The 16,111-nt window shown below is 40.2% G+C and carries 22 protein-coding genes and 4 pseudogenes; 13 read left to right on the top strand and 13 right to left on the bottom strand.

The features are described from left to right. Nucleotides 1-18: 18 nt before the first annotated feature. Nucleotides 19-174 (bottom strand): annotated as a pseudogene (locus tag I4V84_RS20385) (DUF6783 domain-containing protein). Between I4V84_RS20385 and I4V84_RS20380 the strand changes: the two are divergent. Both I4V84_RS20380 and I4V84_RS06880 read left to right on the top strand, forming a co-directional pair. Further along, nucleotides 112-333, top strand: a pseudogene (locus I4V84_RS20380) (DUF6783 domain-containing protein); the annotation flags it as partial. The pseudogenes I4V84_RS20385 and I4V84_RS20380 overlap by 63 nt on opposite strands. A 218-nt stretch (nt 334-551) precedes the next feature. Continuing rightward, entirely contained in the window at nt 552-1,838 is a 1,287-nt protein-coding gene (locus tag I4V84_RS06880) for a hemolysin family protein (RefSeq protein ID WP_195991468.1), read from the top strand. A gap of 123 nt (nt 1,839-1,961) precedes the next feature. Here I4V84_RS06880 and I4V84_RS06875 read toward each other — a convergent pair whose 3' ends face one another. Both I4V84_RS06875 and I4V84_RS06870 read right to left on the bottom strand, forming a co-directional pair. Then, nucleotides 1,962-2,558, bottom strand: a complete 597-nt coding sequence (locus I4V84_RS06875; protein ID WP_330386275.1) for a YdcF family protein — start codon at nt 2,556-2,558, stop codon at nt 1,962-1,964. 90 nt (nt 2,559-2,648) lie between these two features. Next, nucleotides 2,649-3,413 (bottom strand): N-acetylmuramoyl-L-alanine amidase, encoded by a 765-nt coding sequence (locus I4V84_RS06870; RefSeq protein WP_195991467.1) that lies wholly within the window; start codon nt 3,411-3,413, stop codon nt 2,649-2,651. Nucleotides 3,414-3,580: 167 nt separating this feature from the next. Between I4V84_RS06870 and I4V84_RS06865 the strand changes: the two genes are divergently transcribed. Then, nucleotides 3,581-4,558 carry an ABC transporter substrate-binding protein gene (locus tag I4V84_RS06865; RefSeq protein ID WP_173715881.1) on the top strand — a complete coding sequence of 326 codons (978 nt, stop codon included), beginning with the start codon at nt 3,581-3,583 and terminating at the stop codon, nt 4,556-4,558. A 112-nt stretch (nt 4,559-4,670) separates the two neighbouring features. On the opposite strand, the gene I4V84_RS20375 is transcribed toward I4V84_RS06865, so the two are convergent. Beyond that, nucleotides 4,671-5,018 carry a DUF6783 domain-containing protein gene (locus I4V84_RS20375; RefSeq protein ID WP_319017311.1) on the bottom strand — a complete coding sequence of 116 codons (348 nt, stop codon included), beginning with the start codon at nt 5,016-5,018 and terminating at the stop codon, nt 4,671-4,673. Between I4V84_RS20375 and I4V84_RS20370 the strand changes: the two genes are divergently transcribed. From I4V84_RS20370 to I4V84_RS06855, 3 genes are read left to right on the top strand one after another with little or no spacing between them, the layout of a single operon-like run. Beyond that, nucleotides 4,947-5,108 carry a DUF6783 domain-containing protein gene (locus I4V84_RS20370; RefSeq protein WP_306467811.1) on the top strand — a complete coding sequence of 54 codons (162 nt, stop codon included), beginning with the start codon at nt 4,947-4,949 and terminating at the stop codon, nt 5,106-5,108. The genes I4V84_RS20375 and I4V84_RS20370 overlap by 72 nt on opposite strands. A 4-nt stretch (nt 5,109-5,112) precedes the next feature. Then, nucleotides 5,113-6,039: an ABC transporter permease gene (locus I4V84_RS06860; RefSeq protein WP_118578496.1), complete on the top strand. Its 927-nt coding sequence runs from the start codon at nt 5,113-5,115 to the stop codon at nt 6,037-6,039. Then, complete coding sequence (locus tag I4V84_RS06855; protein WP_118578495.1) at nt 6,032-6,826, top strand: ABC transporter ATP-binding protein; 795 nt, start codon at nt 6,032-6,034, stop codon at nt 6,824-6,826. Before I4V84_RS06860 ends, I4V84_RS06855 begins: the two co-directional genes overlap by 8 nt. A gap of 143 nt (nt 6,827-6,969) precedes the next feature. Here I4V84_RS06855 and I4V84_RS06850 read toward each other — a convergent pair whose 3' ends face one another. From I4V84_RS06850 to I4V84_RS20365, 4 genes and pseudogenes are all read right to left on the bottom strand, one after another. Next, nucleotides 6,970-7,956: a DUF5688 family protein gene (locus I4V84_RS06850; RefSeq protein ID WP_118578494.1), complete on the bottom strand. Its 987-nt coding sequence runs from the start codon at nt 7,954-7,956 to the stop codon at nt 6,970-6,972. A 473-nt stretch (nt 7,957-8,429) separates the two neighbouring features. Further along, entirely contained in the window at nt 8,430-10,034 is a 1,605-nt protein-coding gene (pckA, locus tag I4V84_RS06845) for a phosphoenolpyruvate carboxykinase (ATP) (protein ID WP_148461930.1), read from the bottom strand. Between the two features lie 474 nt (nt 10,035-10,508). Beyond that, a complete protein-coding gene (locus I4V84_RS06840; protein WP_148461931.1) occupies nt 10,509-10,985 on the bottom strand; it encodes a low molecular weight protein-tyrosine-phosphatase in 477 nt (158 codons plus the stop codon). 236 nt (nt 10,986-11,221) lie between these two features. After that, a pseudogene (locus I4V84_RS20365) lies at nt 11,222-11,326 on the bottom strand (DUF6783 domain-containing protein); the annotation flags it as partial. Here I4V84_RS20365 and I4V84_RS20360 point away from each other — a divergent pair. After that, a pseudogene (locus I4V84_RS20360) lies at nt 11,303-11,407 on the top strand (DUF6783 domain-containing protein); the annotation flags it as partial. The pseudogenes I4V84_RS20365 and I4V84_RS20360 sit on opposite strands and share 24 nt — an antisense overlap. A 61-nt stretch (nt 11,408-11,468) precedes the next feature. Here the strand turns inward: I4V84_RS20360 and I4V84_RS06835 are convergent. The 3 genes from I4V84_RS06835 to I4V84_RS06825 all read right to left on the bottom strand — a co-directional run bounded on the left by I4V84_RS06835 (nt 11,469) and on the right by I4V84_RS06825 (nt 12,520). Continuing rightward, nucleotides 11,469-11,690, bottom strand: coding sequence for an excisionase (locus tag I4V84_RS06835; RefSeq protein ID WP_021650362.1), 222 nt, complete (start codon nt 11,688-11,690; stop codon nt 11,469-11,471). A gap of 424 nt (nt 11,691-12,114) precedes the next feature. Further along, a complete protein-coding gene (locus I4V84_RS06830; RefSeq protein WP_059085550.1) occupies nt 12,115-12,387 on the bottom strand; it encodes a helix-turn-helix domain-containing protein in 273 nt (90 codons plus the stop codon). After that, the gene (locus I4V84_RS06825; RefSeq protein ID WP_330655682.1) at nt 12,374-12,520 is read right to left on the bottom strand and encodes a hypothetical protein; all 147 of its coding nucleotides are present in this window, start codon (nt 12,518-12,520) and stop codon (nt 12,374-12,376) included. The genes I4V84_RS06830 and I4V84_RS06825 overlap by 14 nt, the downstream gene beginning before the upstream one ends. Before the next feature lie 241 nt (nt 12,521-12,761). Between I4V84_RS06825 and I4V84_RS06820 the strand changes: the two genes are divergently transcribed. Then, nucleotides 12,762-13,121, top strand: coding sequence for a helix-turn-helix transcriptional regulator (locus I4V84_RS06820; protein ID WP_015524620.1), 360 nt, complete (start codon nt 12,762-12,764; stop codon nt 13,119-13,121). A gap of 63 nt (nt 13,122-13,184) precedes the next feature. On the opposite strand, the gene I4V84_RS06815 is transcribed toward I4V84_RS06820, so the two are convergent. Then, a complete protein-coding gene (locus I4V84_RS06815; protein ID WP_005426510.1) occupies nt 13,185-13,520 on the bottom strand; it encodes a hypothetical protein in 336 nt (111 codons plus the stop codon). 171 nt (nt 13,521-13,691) lie between these two features. Here I4V84_RS06815 and I4V84_RS06810 point away from each other — a divergent pair, with 171 nt between their 5' ends. From I4V84_RS06810 to I4V84_RS06800, 3 genes are all read left to right on the top strand, one after another. Then, nucleotides 13,692-13,955: a helix-turn-helix transcriptional regulator gene (locus I4V84_RS06810; RefSeq protein WP_015541275.1), complete on the top strand. Its 264-nt coding sequence runs from the start codon at nt 13,692-13,694 to the stop codon at nt 13,953-13,955. Nucleotides 13,956-14,049: 94 nt separating this feature from the next. Further along, nucleotides 14,050-14,223, top strand: a complete 174-nt coding sequence (locus I4V84_RS06805; protein WP_005426514.1) for a hypothetical protein — start codon at nt 14,050-14,052, stop codon at nt 14,221-14,223. Beyond that, nucleotides 14,198-14,548 (top strand): type II toxin-antitoxin system RelE/ParE family toxin, encoded by a 351-nt coding sequence (locus tag I4V84_RS06800; RefSeq protein WP_242858909.1) that lies wholly within the window; start codon nt 14,198-14,200, stop codon nt 14,546-14,548. The genes I4V84_RS06805 and I4V84_RS06800 overlap by 26 nt, the downstream gene beginning before the upstream one ends. A gap of 53 nt (nt 14,549-14,601) precedes the next feature. On the opposite strand, the gene I4V84_RS06795 is transcribed toward I4V84_RS06800, so the two are convergent. Further along, complete coding sequence (locus I4V84_RS06795) at nt 14,602-14,961, bottom strand: MmcQ/YjbR family DNA-binding protein (RefSeq protein ID WP_118576224.1); 360 nt, start codon at nt 14,959-14,961, stop codon at nt 14,602-14,604. A 399-nt stretch (nt 14,962-15,360) separates the two neighbouring features. Between I4V84_RS06795 and mobC the strand changes: the two genes are divergently transcribed. Further along, complete coding sequence (gene mobC / locus I4V84_RS06790) at nt 15,361-15,702, top strand: plasmid mobilization relaxosome protein MobC (protein ID WP_005426517.1); 342 nt, start codon at nt 15,361-15,363, stop codon at nt 15,700-15,702. Then, on the top strand, nt 15,651-16,111 hold a 461-nt coding region (locus tag I4V84_RS06785; protein WP_195991466.1), incomplete at its 3' end, for a relaxase/mobilization nuclease domain-containing protein. The genes mobC and I4V84_RS06785, both read left to right, overlap by 52 nt.

Raw genomic sequence — 16,111 nt, 5'->3', positions numbered from 1 at the left:
TCTGTCGTAATATGTATATTAAATGTAACTGCCCATATCCCTAGAGCCTGTTTGAAAAATCATTCCCGCAATCTGCACGCCCCACTTTGCGGGAGATTTCACCTGAATTCAGTTGCCGTAGCCCGCTACGGCGCCCTCATTCGAGCGAAATCTCCCACAAATTGTGACGCACATCTTGCAGAAAGCCTTTTTCAAACACACTCTAGCCAAATCCACATCAATCATAAAATCTATATAATCCAAAGGCAGTACAACTGTCCAAAATCAATCTCAAATTATAAACAGGTGAATTTTCACACTGTGATTCACAGTAGCTATTTATTCAGCCCTTAATCTACACTATATCAAATCTTTACTCTTTTGTAAACATTTTGTAATAATTTATTTTTTTACCGAACTGAATTATAACACAGTTCTTTCTTTTTCGACACCCCCAATTCCACTTTTTTCGTTACTTTTCGCAATCCATAAACTCAAATACTTTTTCCTTGCATTTTAAGCCTGAATCATGTATATTCTTTTTAATACATAAAAAAAGGAGTGAATATAGTTTGGATTCAAGTGTCCCTATACAGGCGGTCACCATACTGATTCTGGTGCTGTTGTCCGCCTTCTTTTCCTCTGCGGAGACATCCATGACGGCTGCCAACCGCATTCGGATCCATTCCCTGGCTGAACAGGGAAACAAGCGAGCCATTATCCTGGAGAAAATAATTTCCAATTCTGGAAAAATGCTCAGCACAATTTTAATCGGAAACAACATTGTAAACATTGCAGCCTCTTCCCTTGCTACCACTTTTACCATGAAAGTATTTGGGAGCATGTATATCGGCGTGGCTACCGGCGTTATGACATTACTGGTACTTCTGTTTGGCGAGATTACCCCGAAGACCATTGCCACACTGAAAGCGGATGATCTGGCGCTCACCTATGCCAGACCTATATATGCGCTTATGACAGTACTGACCCCGGTTATTTACATTGTGGGAAAACTGGCTAACGGCATTCTTTTTCTCCTTCGTGTTGATCCCAATGCGAAGAAGGACACCATCACAGAGCATGAGCTTCGTTCTATGGTAAATGCAGGGCAGGAAAACGGTGTTATTGAGAGGGAAGAAAAGCAGATGATCTACAATGTGTTTGATTTCGGTGATTCTGCTGCCAAAGATGTAATGATTCCCAGAATTGACATGACTTTTATTGACGTGGATTCCACTTATCAGGAACTTATGGATATTTTTAAAGAAGATATGCACACCCGTTTTCCTGTTTATGAGGATAACACAGACAATGTAATTGGAATTATCAATATTAAGGATCTTCTTCTCTATCCGGAAAATGAACAGTTTTCTATCCGCAAGATTCTCCGTGAGCCATATTTCACTTATGAATATAAGCGTACCACAGATCTTATGATGGAAATGAGAAAAGCTTCCGTAAACCTTGCAATTGTTCTCGACGAATACGGCTCCACTGCCGGTCTTGTCACTCTTGAGGATCTTCTGGAGGAAATCGTAGGTGAAATCCGTGATGAATATGACGAAGATGAGGAAGAACCGATCCGTGAGATTCAGCCTGGCCGGGAGTATGAAGTTCTTGGTTCTGCCAAACTGGATGATGTCAACGAAGCACTGGGTACCAAACTTGAATCAGAGGACTACGATTCTGTAGGCGGATATATTATTGAACAGCTTGACTGCCTCCCACGCGAGGGCGAATCTGTCACTTTGGAAGACGGCATGCATCTTGTTGTAGATGAACTGGATAAGAACCGTATTGAACTGGTGCATATCTGGCTGCCAGAGCATAAAGAAAATCCAGAAGCTGCTGACGCATAAATAAATCTGTCATACTGCTGATTTTTTCATAATCTGCAAGCCTGCAAATGCCTGTATTTCCGGTAGATTTCAATTGTAAAAATCCGAATGTTTCCAAAACGGATCATTCGGATTTTTCTTATCTCACCGATTTCCCAGCATTAAACAAAACTGCTTGACAATCCTGTCTATTTCGCCGGTAACAGCCTCCACACCAGTTTCTGTCTCTCTCCAGTTCTCCCTGGTAATTCCATCCGGGCAGGCCGGACATACCATAATTACCGTCTCCGGATATAAAAGCTGATAATACATCAATGATCTTCTGGCATGGTAAGTTTTGCAGCACAGAATCGCTTTTTTCACCTGAATTTTGTGAAGGTCTGTCACCTGCCTGGAAAAAATTGCATTTTCATAGGTAAAGGTAGCCTGATCCTCTCTCAGAATAGCCTCTTCCGGAACTCCGTTTTTCAAAAGTACATTTTTCAGGAATTCCCATTCCGTCTCATAATCTCCACCATATATTTCTTTTTTTGACTGCACACCTGCAAATTTGCCAAGTGTAATACTGTATCTTCCGCTTGGCAAAATATAGGGGGCATATCCTTCTCTATATAAAGAAGCTGCTTTTTCTGCCATATCCGGGAAACCATTTCCCGGCACGAAAATGATATCTGCTTTTTCCGGCTGGCTCTCGGCAAAAACAAACTCCTCCACATTTTTCATAAATTCATTATAATTCACGCTTTTGTTCCTTCTTTCTGCCAGAGGACTTTCCCCTGCACTTATGATTTTCCATTATAACTTTTTTTCCTGCTTTTTTCTACTTTCTTTTCACTTCGTCACAATCAACGTACAGTACCCATCCTCCCGCAATTTCTGTTCCATACGGATAGCATTATCCAGCTGTAAAAATGCACCTACCTGAACCTTATAAAGTTCTCCATCCTGCAAAATATATGCCGGATAACCTTTTTCCTGAAGCAAGTAAAGCATTCGATCCGCATTTTCCCGTTTGCGAAAAGCTCCAGTCTGTACACGGTAATACAAAGGTTCTTCACCCTGCTGCTGATCCAGAGTTCCAAGAATCGCCCCGACAATAGCCTGCGCGATCTCAGCATTTTTTTCATCATAAAGCTGATTATCTTTGTCAGAATTTAAAAATCCAGTTTCAATAAGCAACGCCGGCATTTTTGTTTTTCGCAGCACAACAAGGCCCGGTCTTGCCTGAACTCCAATTTCACGGAATCCCAATTCGCCCAGAGCACCTACAATATTCTGTGCCATTTCATACTTAATTCCGTTTTTATCATAAACCAGCACTTCTACACCATTATACTGATTCACCTCAGGGCTGCTGTTCCTGTGAAAAGAGATAAAAAAATCCACTTTTGCCTCATTTGCCAGCCTTGCCCGCTCAAAAGGAGAAATGTAATCATCTGTAGTTCTTGTATATAAAACATCAACTCCGTTTTCAGACAGAATTCTTCCAACCTCCATAGCCAGAGCAAAATTGTCATCTTTCTCTCTGCGCCCTTTATATACCGCTCCCGGGTCGTTGCCGCCATGCCCGGCGTCAATCATAATAGAATATGGCATGTCAAAATTTCCTTTTCAAATACTATTTCTCTATTAGGATATGTGAAAAAATTACAAAAGCGACTTGACTTTTACGCTTTAAAGCGGTATTATTTTGTGCAGGCAATACTTTAAAGCAGAAAAAGCACTTTAAAACACGAAAACACTTTTTAAGGAGGAAATAAAATATGAAAAGAAAGGTTTTGTCAGTAATTCTGACCGGAGCTATGGTAGCAGGTCTTGCAGGTACAGTAACCGTACACGCTGAAGAGCAGAAAACATACAATATTGGTATCTGCCAGTTAGTTCAGCACGAAGCACTGGATGCAGCAACACAGGGATTTGAAGATGCAGTAAAAGAAGGTCTTGGCGAAGAAAACGTAACATTTGATGAGCAGAATGCACAGGGTGATTCCGCAACATGTAGTACGATCATCAACAACTTCGTATCCAGTAACGTAGACCTTATCCTTGCAAATGCTACTGCTTCTCTTCAGGCAGCTGCTGCCGGAACAAGCGATATCCCGATTCTTGGAACTGCAGTTACAGAGTATGGCGTAGCTCTTGACCTTACAGATTTTGATGGTACTGTAGGCGGCAATATTTCCGGTACTTCAGACCTTGCTCCTCTCGACCAGCAGGCAGCAATGCTGAATGAACTTTTCCCGGATGCTAAGACTGTAGGACTTCTGTACTGCTCCGCAGAACCAAACTCCCAGTATCAGGTTGATACGGTGAAGGCAGCTCTTGAAGATCTTGGATACACTTGCGAATACTACGCATTCTCTGACTCCAACGATATTTCTTCTGTTGTAACAAATGCAGTTGCAGACAGTGACGTTATCTATGTTCCTACCGATAACACAGCAGCTTCCAACACAGAGCTGATCAACAACATCTGCCTTCCGGCAAAGGTTCCGGTAATCGCAGGTGAAGAAGGAATCTGCTCCGGATGCGGTGTTGCTACACTTTCCATCAGCTACTATGATCTTGGAAAAGCAACTGGTGAAATGGCAGTTAAAATTCTGAAAGATGGTGAAGATATCTCTACAATGCCAATCGAATATGCACCAAACTTCACAAAAGAATACAATGCAGACATCTGTGCTGAGCTGGGAATTGAAGTTCCGGATGACTATGTTGCAATCGGTGCTGACGCAGAATAATTACTGGTTTATAACATATGCAGTAATGCACAATAAAAATTTTCATATTTGTTTGACAGTTAATTTAGACATTCAGTTGCTTTTAGAGCTTGTCAAAAGACTCTGACAGTAATCAACACAGACAGCGGGAAGGGAAGCCTCTCTCGCTGTTTGTGTCGTTTCTGAAGGAATGTATTTTTAAGTATATTTTATGCATAATTATGCATAAAATAGCATTTCTTCCAAAATGAATATTTCTGTTTACGTAAATAACAAAAAGCCAGTTACTCCACATACAAAACACTATAAAGATTCCAGTAACTGTCTTTTTCAAACATTTGTCCACAAAACAAATGTTGATGTTCACACAGTGAACACCAGAGTGTATTTGTAAAAGGCTTTCTGCAAGATGTGTGTCACAATTTGTGGGAGATTTTGTCCGGGTGAGGTCGTCGTAACGGGCTACGACAACCGAATTCAGGCAAAATATACCGCACAGTGGGGCGTACAAATTGCGAAAATGTTTTTTCAAACACGCTCCAGCAAACAAATCACGCATGCAGGAGGATAAAGACATGCAAATTGCAAACTTAATCATGGCACTTCCGGGTGCCGCTGCCCAGGGTCTGATCTGGGGTATTATGGCTATTGGCGTATATCTTACATTCCGTGTCCTTGACATCGCCGATCTGACCGTAGACGGTACCATGTGTACCGGAGGTGCTGTCTGCGTCATGATGATGACCAGCGGACATAACGTATGGGTATCTCTTTTAGTTGCCACTTTGGCTGGTATGACAGCTGGTCTTGTTACCGGTATTTTCCATACCTTTATGGGAATCCCGGCCATCCTTGCTGGAATCCTGACACAGCTTTCCCTGTACTCTGTTAACCTGAAAATCATGGGAAAAGCAAACCAGGCTATCAACGTTGATAAATACCCGATTCTGATTTCCTTACGCCGTATAAAAAATGTACCGATCACTCAGAACACAATTCTTATCGTCGCTTTATTTATTGTTGTGATCATCGCAGTTCTTTACTGGTTTTTCGGAACAGAGCTTGGATGTTCCCTCCGTGCTACCGGATGCAATCCAAACATGTCCCGTGCACAGGGTATCAACACTGATTTTTGCAAAGTACTTGGACTTATGATTTCCAACGGACTTGTTGCTCTTTCCAGCGCCTTGCTTGCACAGTATCAGGGATTTGCAGACGTCAATATGGGACGTGGTGCTATCGTAATCGGACTTGCTGCTGTTATTATCGGTGAAGCGATTTTCAGCCGTATTTTCCGCAATTTCGCGCTCCGTCTTCTGGCCGTAGCATTTGGTTCCATTCTCTACTATCTGGTTCTCCAGACTGTTATCTGGATGGGTATCGACACTGACCTTCTGAAAATGCTGTCTGCACTTGTAGTTGCTGTCTTCCTGGCAGTGCCTTACTGGAAGGGAAAATATTTCGCAAAACCAGCAAAACGCGGAGGTAAGAACAATGCTTGAGATCAAAAACATATATAAAACCTTTAATCCAGGAACCATCAACGAAAAGGTGGCTCTGAACGGACTTTCCCTGAAATTAAATGAAGGCGACTTTGTTACTGTCATCGGCGGCAACGGTGCCGGAAAATCCACAATGCTGAACGCAGTTGCCGGTGTATGGCCAGTAGACGAGGGACAGATCATCATTGACGGAACAGATGTCACCAAACTTTCCGAGTACAAGCGAGCAGCTTATCTGGGACGTGTATTTCAGGATCCCATGACCGGAACTGCTGCTACCATGGGTATTGAAGAAAATCTTGCCCTTGCAAAACGCCGCGGAAAAACAAGATTTCTTCGTTCTGGTATTACAAAAGCCGAACGAGAAGAGTACAAAGAGCTTCTGAAGATTCTGAATCTTGGTCTTGAAGATCGTCTTACCTCTAAGGTGGGTCTTCTTTCCGGAGGTCAGAGACAGGCACTTACGCTTCTCATGGCAACCCTTCAGAAGCCAAAGCTTCTCCTTCTTGATGAGCATACCGCAGCCCTTGACCCCAAAACAGCTGCCAAGGTGCTGGATATCACAGACAGGATTGTCAACCGCGATCACCTTACTACACTGATGATCACACATAACATGAAGGACGCCATTGCTCACGGCAACCGCCTGATCATGATGATGAACGGAAAAATCATTCTTGATATCCAAGGAGAAGAAAAGAAAAAGCTTACCGTAAAACAGCTTCTTGATAAATTTGAGGAAGCCAGCGGAGAAGAGTTCTCCAACGATTCCGCAATTCTCGGATAGAAATTCATAATTTGGTTTTTAGAAACTGCAGCAGATTGGTTTACAATCTGACTGCAGTTCTTTTTTGCAATCAAAATTTCTGCCGAAAACACCCATTGTACAAAAAGTCCGAAAATGACGTAACTACACTTGTTTCTATCTGTTTATCCGTTCTCTTCACTGTCAGATTTCAACTTGTTTAAATCAATAAATACGGTGCCTTTATACATCAGAAAATCTCCGGTCTCTCTACAATATCTGTATATTTTGTCCGTGAGAAAATCTTCTTCCGGAGTTGCCTCCCGCAAAGTTTCTCTCAAAACATTTTCAAGATCCTCCGGATAGGAATGATCAGCGTTGTGGATCATCACCTCATGAATGCTCGTAAAAACCATATAGAAATCTGCATCCATCAGATCTGCAAGCCTTTTGGCCACGCCTGGCAAGAATATTGCAACGGCTCCGTTTGTCCTTCTGGCAGTGCTCAGACAGCTTCCGATGCTGTCCCTTGTCAGATAGAATTCATGGTTCAGATCCATGAAGCATTCTCCATCATAATCTGGATTGTAGACCAGTTTTTCCCAATAAAAAATTCTGGGCGGCGAAATAAAATACGTGTTTAGAAGAGCTGCGTCAAAAACTGTCTTTTCATCCTTTCCCCATTCTTTTATGTTATCCGTGCGTATTTTCATGCTGCTGATCCGGCCATCCAAATTTCCCACCTGCATGTATAGCACAAGTGCAATATCGCCCACTACACGGTATACTGCCTTCGACAGTTCCCGTTCATGGCGTTCTACATTAAGTGCCCGGATAAAAAGATCATTTTTCACCTTTTCGTAGTTATTCAGATTTTTGGTTTTCTCAAAAAATCCAGCTGTTTTTAATTTACGTATTTCACTTTCCACTGTTTTTGCAATCTGTTCCAGTGAAACACCATCCTCATAATCCTCAAAAAGCTCTTCCGTGTGAATTCCGCAGACTTCTTTTCCCACTGAAGACGCATTGCACTCTACAAACAGCCGGTCGCCGTTTGGTGTCATGCCATTTTCGTCCCGTTCTTCAAAGTAAATCTGTTTCTCATTAAGTCCAAGCCGTTCCATTAGAGATTGGCGCAGACTCTCCACAAATACCTCATACTCTCTGCTCATATATAATTCCTTTCTTGATAAAAACGGGCGAAATGCCCTAACGAATACTGACCTTGCTGTGCACTGCAAATGATCCGTATTTGAAATAAAAGATGGAAGCAGATATTTAGAAATAGATAAGGCTTCCATTTGAGTTGCTGTATGGATAGTATATAAGATATGAATGTGTTTGTAAAGGATTTTCTATCGACAATTTTCCCTTGCAATAAAAGCTGTTATTACTGTTCACGACCTTCACAGCAGCACGCTTCGCGATGCACAGAAATCATGTTCACATGATTTCGCGCTGTAATTCTCGTATTTGCTTTAAACTTTGTTCACCAAAAAAACGCCTCGCGGGACGTTAACAGTGAATAGCAACAAGCTGTGGTGGTTGTTTTCTTCATTCATGGAAAACATTTTATAAATATTGCCAGTATAAACAACAAAGGGCCTGCCGTAAATACGGCAGACCCATAAATAATCTTAAATGATTATGCCTGAGGACCAGCTGCAACAAGTGCTTTACCAGCTGCATTTCCTTCATATTTCTTGAAGTTCTTAACGAAACGATCTGCAAGATCTTTTGCTTTAACTTCCCACTCAGAAGCATCAGCGTATGTGTCACGAGGATCAAGGATACCTGTGTCAACGCCTGTAAGCTCTGTAGGAACCTCAAAGTTAAAGAATGGAATCTTCTTAGTCGGTGCTGTTAAGATAGCGCCACTGAGGATTGCATCGATAATACCACGAGTATCTTTGATGGAGATACGTTTTCCGGTTCCATTCCATCCTGTATTAACCAGGTATGCTTTTGCTCCGCTCTTCTCCATTTTCTTAACCAACTCTTCAGCGTATTTTGTCGGATGCAGTTCAAGGAATGCCTGTCCGAAGCAAGCTGAGAATGTAGGTGTAGGCTCTGTGATTCCACGCTCTGTACCAGCAAGTTTAGCTGTGAATCCAGACAGGAAGTAGTACTGAGTCTGCTCTGGTGTCAGGATAGATACTGGAGGAAGTACTCCGAATGCATCTGCGGAAAGGAAGATAACATTCTTAGCAGCCGGTGCGGAAGAAATCGGGCGAACGATTTTCTCAATGTGGTTGATTGGATAAGATACACGAGTGTTCTCTGTAACGCTCTTATCAGCGAAATCAATCTTTCCTTCTGCGTCAAGTGTAACGTTCTCAAGAAGAGCATTTCTCTTGATTGCATTGTAAATATCCGGCTCAGAATCCTTGTCAAGGTTGATAACCTTAGCATAGCAACCGCCCTCGAAGTTGAACACTCCATTGTCGTCCCAGCCGTGCTCATCATCACCGATAAGGAGTCTCTTAGGATCTGTGGAAAGTGTAGTCTTACCTGTTCCTGAAAGGCCGAAGAAGATAGCGGTGTTCTCACCGTTCATATCTGTATTTGCAGAGCAGTGCATGGAAGCGATGCCCTTAAGCGGCAGATAGTAGTTCATCATGGAGAACATACCCTTCTTCATCTCTCCGCCATACCATGTATTGACGATAACCTGCTCACGGCTTGTAATGTTGAACATTACAGCTGTCTCAGAGTTAAGACCTAATTCTTTGTAGTTCTCTACTTTAGCCTTGGAAGCGTTGTAAACAACGAAATCTGGCTCGAAGTCTTTCAGTTCTTCTTCTGTAGGCTGGATGAACATGTTTGTTACAAAGTGTGCCTGCCAAGCAACCTCAACGATGAAACGGATTGCCATACGGGTATCTTTGTTAGCACCGCAGAATGCATCAACTACGAAAAGTCTCTTGTCGGAGAGCTCTTTCTTAGCGATCTCTTTCACTGCTTCCCATGCTTCCTGTGATGCAGGATGGTTATCATTCTTATATTCGTCAGATGTCCACCATACGGTGTCTTTAGAATTCTCATCCATTACGATATATTTGTCTTTAGGAGAACGTCCGGTATAAATACCTGTCATAACGTTAACAGCGCCAAGCTCGCTGACCCGTCCTTTTTCAAAGCCCTCAAGACCTGGTTTGGTCTCCTCTTCAAATAACATTTCATAAGAGGGGTTGTAAACAATTTCTGTAGTTCCGGTAATACCATACTTTGTTAAATCGATTTTTGCCATCTTACACTTAACCTCTTTTCTCTAAAATGGAATTCATCTGCGAATGCAGATTTATAGCTTCAGTCCGCATCTCACCGTAATACATATCAAAGAATATTACCTGCGGTCACAGCCTCTATGGTACAAAACCAAAGGAATGGAACCGGATTGATTCCCTTTTTCCTTATCCTATATTATACATATCTGAGGGATAAAATCAACACAATTTTCCGTTTTTTTGTATTTTTGTTAAAGTTTTATCATATAGAAAACACGCCTCTGACATTTTATGAGACGTGTTTTCTAATGATATTTTTATTGCATTAGAGCGTCATTGCGAAATTCTTAGATTGAGGTTATTGTAGTCCTGTTGAATAAATTGTCACTAGAATAGGGAATAGAAAATGTTCAAAACGCACATTTTTGCATTGTTTTTTTGTTTTTACTATTTTTATTTCATCATTACGTTTATCATATTGCGTATACTCTTCCAACCTATATCTTCTCATTTTTCTCCAGATACGCAAGAAATCCTTCGCAGCCTTCTACTACATCTCTATAAGTAGATTCAAAATCCCGCGTATACCACGGATCAGCAATATCTCTGGGATTATCTGAATAATCCAGTAAGAGCTTCACTTTCCCTTCCGGATCCTTTCCTACAATTCGCAAGATATTCCGAATGTTTCTCTCTTCCATTCCCAGAATATAATCATATTTTCCATAATCTGCTTTGGTGATCTGTACCGCTCTTTTCCCCTCGCAGGAAATCCCATGCTTTGCCAATTCCCGCTTTGCCGGCGGATAAACCGGATTCCCGATTCCATTCCAGATTTCCTCTGTACTAGTGGCTGCAGACGCAATGTAAAATTTAGCCTTGATGCCTCGTTTCGTAACCATATCCTTCATAACGAATTCAGAAATTGGGCTGCGGCAGATATTGCCGTGGCAGACAAATAACACTCTTATCATTGCTTAAAACTCCTTGAAATGCTGTATTCACGCTGTTTACAGGCATTTTCCGATAATCTTCAATCCTGTCATTTTCCTGTATATCACAGCATAAATTCGTATATTTTCTTATCCAAATTTAGTAACTTCTTAGTAATAACCAGCCTGGAAAACAGGCTTCCTAAGAACCTTATAATCAGATTATTTTTAATTTTTTTCTATTATTTTATCATACTATGCCGGTTTTGCAATCCTATTCATCTCTTCCTAGAGCGTGTTTGAAAAAGGCTTTCTGCAAGATGTGCGTCACAATTTGTGGGAGATTTCGCTCGGATGAGGGCGCCGTAGCGGGCTACGGCAACCGAATTCGGGTGAAATCTCCCGCAAAGTGGGGCGTGCAGATTGCGGGAATGATTTTTCAAACAGGCTCTAGCACGATATAGGAATTATATCATACCAGGGCTAACATTTCCACTTTAAAGCACTAAATTATTCGTATATTTTTTACAAAGACGTAGTCTGATCCAGAAAGGCCTCAAATTTCTTACGGTTAATCAACGACTTACACCCCACCTGGACTGTAAAGCAACATTCTGAATTTAGATGTTCCGAAATAAGCATCCTTATTTTCTTTTCACCTATTCCAAAATATTGCACTGCTTCATCCACCGTAAGCATATATTTTTCCCAAATTGGAATCTTACCTTTTTCAATTTTAATCGCCACTCTTCTCTCCTCCTTTTCTCTTTGGACAAAACATTTTTATCTGCCCATGACAATTTACAATTTTATACACTGTCATCGGCAGATAAAATTACAATACAGGTGGCAGTTCAGTACTCTGCCCACATCGGTTTTGCACCGTCATTAAATATGACCAGATTTTTTCTGGAAGTATCATTATCACAGATATGCTTCGTCGCCCTGTGCAGCTGCTACACATTTTGTCAAATTCTTCTCGCTCCATACCTTTACTTCAATGTTATATTTCAGCATTTCCTCGTATTTACTCCATTAACAGAGCAGATATATCATGGCGGATTTACCTAGTGGCTCTACATATCTTCACGTCCTGTATGTAAAACAATATACAATTTTCAAGGTACAAAAATTCCTGAAGGGGAAAAGGAATCTATATTAAATACTCCCTTTACTGATTACTTTTCCTTACATATGATTTCGTATCAAATCCCAAGGTCTTAGTAATCAGTTTTGCTTCCAGGCGTTGACGCAGAGTTTCATCTACACAGTAATGCACCTGTCCAAATTCGTCAAACATTTTTCTGGTAGCCAAAACTGTTATGTACCCTTCATAATGCTTCAACACTGCCTGGATTGCCTCAGTATCACCAGTTGATGCTGCCTCAATAACATGGAATGGCAGCAAATCAAATGTGCATTTCTGTTTTTTACTTTTTTTCATTTGCAGATTCCTCCATATTTTTTCTCATCAGTTCCAGTGATCGTCTACGATGCTCATTAATTGTGCTGCGTACAAGATTCATTTCTCTGGCAATGTCTGCATCACTCATATCCATAAAATATGATAATAACACAACATTCCTTTTCTTTTCAGTAAGTGTCTGCAGTGCTTCAGCAATCAATCCGTCACGTAATGACGGATATGATACCAGACAATATAATTCTTAATTTTTCCAATACTCCGGATCTGTTTTACGGAAATTTAGAATTTTATATGTCTTTTAAAAAGTGAAATATCACCCTCTTTTTTAGTGAAATATTAGTTCATTTTCTTTCAATAAAGGGAACTATACACTAAACATGGAGGTGTATCATATGCCAAAACAAACAGATAAAGAACTGGGATTGTTTTTTAAGAACGCCCGACACGAGCAAAAATTGACTTATGAAGAATTAGCTGAAAAAGCAGAAATGTCCAGCCGATATTTAAAGGAAATTGAAAATGGGGGCCGAGTTCCCAGTTTTCATAAAATCAGAAAACTGGTACGCGCTTTAAATGTTCCTCCTGAACCATTGTTTTATCCAAACAATCATACAGATAATCTTGATTATCAACGCCTGCTCATGTACCTGTCAAAATGCAACGATGAGCAAATTACCGCTATCCTTGCCATCGTAGAAGCATACCTGCGCACATACAAAATTCCTACAGACCACGATAAACAAGATCCCTGAAATTCATTTGAATTCTATCTGAATTATTCTGAAGAAGCGGTATGGTTTCCCATACCGCCACTCTTAACGTGCATATTTTTCTATCATTCTCTTAACATTCGTGGATTTCTTTATTGCCCCTATATTAATAAGAAACTCAACTACATCCATCATTCCCTGGTAATAAGCCCGCTGCTCCTCTTCATAATGGAAATGTTCTAACTGATCCAGATATTTATTCCAGAAATTCTGCTCACGCTCTGGGATTTTTTCCAGATGTAGTGGCAGCTTCTTTTGTATTTGTTTCAAATTCTTCTCTGCTTCTTTCCATTCTTCCGGCTGTACTGTATATTCTCTTTCTCCGGAGTCACAGCGCAATTCCTCAAATAAATTCGATACTGCTTCATAAAATTCATTCATCTTCTTTCCACCTCTCATTAGAATTATTTCTCATTACAGGCAGCATTATCATTTTCTTATTTCAAAAATCAAATAAACTTTCCAAAAACTTCATCTTTAGAAGTATAGTAACAATATTTTTCCTTAAAATCAATAATAATACTTCATCTTTAGAAACTTTTGAGGATCAGAATGATTATTTATTGGGATAAAAAAACGAACAGTAAAAACAGAATAGGACAACGGGTAAAAGAATTACGAAAGGCTCATAATCTTACTCAGAAAACACTCGCTGCCAAATTACAACTTGCAGGATATGATTTTAATGATCTGGCAATCCTGCGAATTGAACAAGGCACACGTTTCGTTCCCGACTACGAAGTTGTCGCACTGGCCGAAGTATTTAATGTTTCCTGTGAATATCTTCTTGGTCTGACGGACGCTCCTGCAAAATAATTCAATTGTATTGCTGCCCATTCTATGCTAAACTATGGATAGATACTTCTGAACAACATACACTATTTATAAACCGTATGATTGGAGTGATTTCATGGAATTAACAAAAAAAGTCCCTACAACCGATAAAAACCAGGAAAACAATCATCTTCTCCGCATGTTAGACCGGGGAATTGATGATATGGAAGCTGGTCGTGAATTGCCACTGGAAGATGCTTTTCGCAAAATCACAGAATTAAGGGATGCACGAAGAAATGCAAGAATATAAAATTATTTTAACCTGGGAAGCAATTTACGATGTCACAGACATTGCAGATTATATTGAAGAAGAATTCGGCCAGCAACGTGCTGACCGTTTTCAATCTGATCTGAAAGAACAAATGCAGAATTTAGGCCAGTTCAGTACTGCCTTTCCCCGAACTCAAATTCTGTACAGAGGATATTCCATACATAAAAGATCTTTTCCGCCATCTATTATTTTTTATATTATAATGGAAGAAACAAAAGAGATTCATATTCTCCGAGTGTTGCGCCATGAACGAGATTGGGAAAATATCCTGTTGCAAAGATCAACTTATACATATCCAGAATGAATACCTGGGAGCCGATCAGAGATTTTTCTGAAAGGCTTCCTTTTTAATTTTAATTACTTCCCACTGTCAATTAAATCATAACTCATATCCAGAAAATCTAGCGTCTTAGCTTCACTAACAGATTCATCCAAAAGAATCGTAATCCAGTGTTGCTTATTCATATGATACCCCGGTAAAAATCCATACGTTTGAATAATCATCCCAACCAGATCAGGATCACATTTTACATCCAGGATGTCAATGTTTCCATCTTCTTCTAATCCCAGTATTTTCTTTTCCACTGCCATAATTATAGCATACCATTTTCCATTTTTATGTCGAAGCACCGCAGAATCAGGATCTTTTTTCCATAAATATTCCGGTTCCGTTCCATATTGCTCTTTCACATATTGAAAAATTTCCTCACGTTTCAAATTTATCCCTCACTTACGATTTCTTGCTCTGATTATACGCTATCAGGATTATATTCTCAACCACTTCTCACAGTTCCATTTATGTTTTATAGCTTTTGCATAGCCTGCTTTGCAGGCTACACCCCAAAAGAAGCAAGCACTGCCAGTGTCATGACAACTGGCTCATTTTGTCAAATTCCCTTTCCGGTTCATTCTACCAAAATGTATCAGGGAGTATCCCTGGCCCTCTCATATTTTATAATTTCTTAATTTGACGCTTTCACCCAGTCCTGTTAAAATAACTTACAGATACATCTGTCCAAACCAACAAAAAACCAAGTACCATAACTGTCATAGCCGAACTGGTTAGACAGTTTTTTTGTACTCTTTTTTATAGAAAAAACGAATTGGAGGATTTCAATGAGCAAACGTACCAGAATTCATCCCGTACAATTTTATTTGAATGATGACGAACAATACATTTTAGAAGAAAAATATCGTCTTTCCAGGATGAAAAGCAAATCTGCCTTTCTACGGAAAATGATCTTATATGGATTTGTATATGAAGTAGACTACTCTCATATCCGAAAAATGAATACCCTGCTGGGCAATATCAGCAGCAATTTGAATCAGATCACCCATCGTATAAACAGTACCAATACAGTTTACCCAAAGGACCTGGACGATATAAAGGAGTTAATGGAAAAAATATGGCAGTTACAAAAATCCATGGTATCAAAACAACCGTTGATAAAGCAATAGAATACATCTGTAATCCAGATAAAACAGACCAGAATCTATATATTTCTTCCTTTGCCTGCTCTCCCGAAACAGCCGCTCTTGATTTTAAATACACTTTGGATCATACACATGATTGCAGAGATCCGCACAATACAAATAAGGCATTTCATCTGATTCAGGCATTTTCCCCTGATGAAGTTTCCTATGAGGAAGCCCATCAAATAGGCAAAGAACTTGCGGATCGCTTACTGGATGGAAAATACTCCTATGTCCTGACAACACATATTGATAAAGGTCATGTACATAACCATTTAATTTTCTGTTCTGCAGATAATATCACTTTTTCTCATTATCATGACTGTAAAAAGAATTACTGGAAAATACGAAATCTCAGCGACACTTTATGCCAGGAACATAACCTGTCCACAAT

This window comes from Ruminococcus sp. 1001713B170207_170306_F1, from assembly GCF_015668065.1.
GTDB classification, from domain to species: Bacteria; Bacillota; Clostridia; order Lachnospirales; family Lachnospiraceae; genus Blautia_A; species Blautia_A faecis.
The sequence above is the reverse complement of the archived record's forward strand: the minus strand, read 5'-3'. Positions and strand labels throughout refer to the sequence as shown.

Bases quoted from the DNA above. Each gene is read 5' to 3' on its own strand.
- I4V84_RS06870 (WP_195991467.1), bottom strand. From the start codon at position 3,413: ATGCCATATTCTATTATGATTGACGCCGGGCATGGCGGCAACGACCCG.
- I4V84_RS06865 (WP_173715881.1), top strand. From the start codon at position 3,581: ATGAAAAGAAAGGTTTTGTCAGTAATTCTGACCGGAGCTATGGTAGCA.
- I4V84_RS20370 (WP_306467811.1), top strand. From the start codon at position 4,947: ATGTGTGTCACAATTTGTGGGAGATTTTGTCCGGGTGAGGTCGTCGTA.
- I4V84_RS06860 (WP_118578496.1), top strand. From the start codon at position 5,113: ATGCAAATTGCAAACTTAATCATGGCACTTCCGGGTGCCGCTGCCCAG.
- I4V84_RS06855 (WP_118578495.1), top strand. From the start codon at position 6,032: ATGCTTGAGATCAAAAACATATATAAAACCTTTAATCCAGGAACCATC.
- I4V84_RS06850 (WP_118578494.1), bottom strand. From the start codon at position 7,956: ATGAGCAGAGAGTATGAGGTATTTGTGGAGAGTCTGCGCCAATCTCTA.
- pckA (WP_148461930.1), bottom strand. From the start codon at position 10,034: ATGGCAAAAATCGATTTAACAAAGTATGGTATTACCGGAACTACAGAA.
- I4V84_RS06840 (WP_148461931.1), bottom strand. From the start codon at position 10,985: ATGATAAGAGTGTTATTTGTCTGCCACGGCAATATCTGCCGCAGCCCA.
- I4V84_RS06830 (WP_059085550.1), bottom strand. From the start codon at position 12,387: ATGAAAAAAAGTAAAAAACAGAAATGCACATTTGATTTGCTGCCATTC.
- I4V84_RS06820 (WP_015524620.1), top strand. From the start codon at position 12,762: ATGCCAAAACAAACAGATAAAGAACTGGGATTGTTTTTTAAGAACGCC.
- I4V84_RS06815 (WP_005426510.1), bottom strand. From the start codon at position 13,520: ATGAATGAATTTTATGAAGCAGTATCGAATTTATTTGAGGAATTGCGC.
- I4V84_RS06810 (WP_015541275.1), top strand. From the start codon at position 13,692: ATGATTATTTATTGGGATAAAAAAACGAACAGTAAAAACAGAATAGGA.
- I4V84_RS06805 (WP_005426514.1), top strand. From the start codon at position 14,050: ATGGAATTAACAAAAAAAGTCCCTACAACCGATAAAAACCAGGAAAAC.
- I4V84_RS06800 (WP_242858909.1), top strand. From the start codon at position 14,198: ATGCACGAAGAAATGCAAGAATATAAAATTATTTTAACCTGGGAAGCA.
- mobC (WP_005426517.1), top strand. From the start codon at position 15,361: ATGAGCAAACGTACCAGAATTCATCCCGTACAATTTTATTTGAATGAT.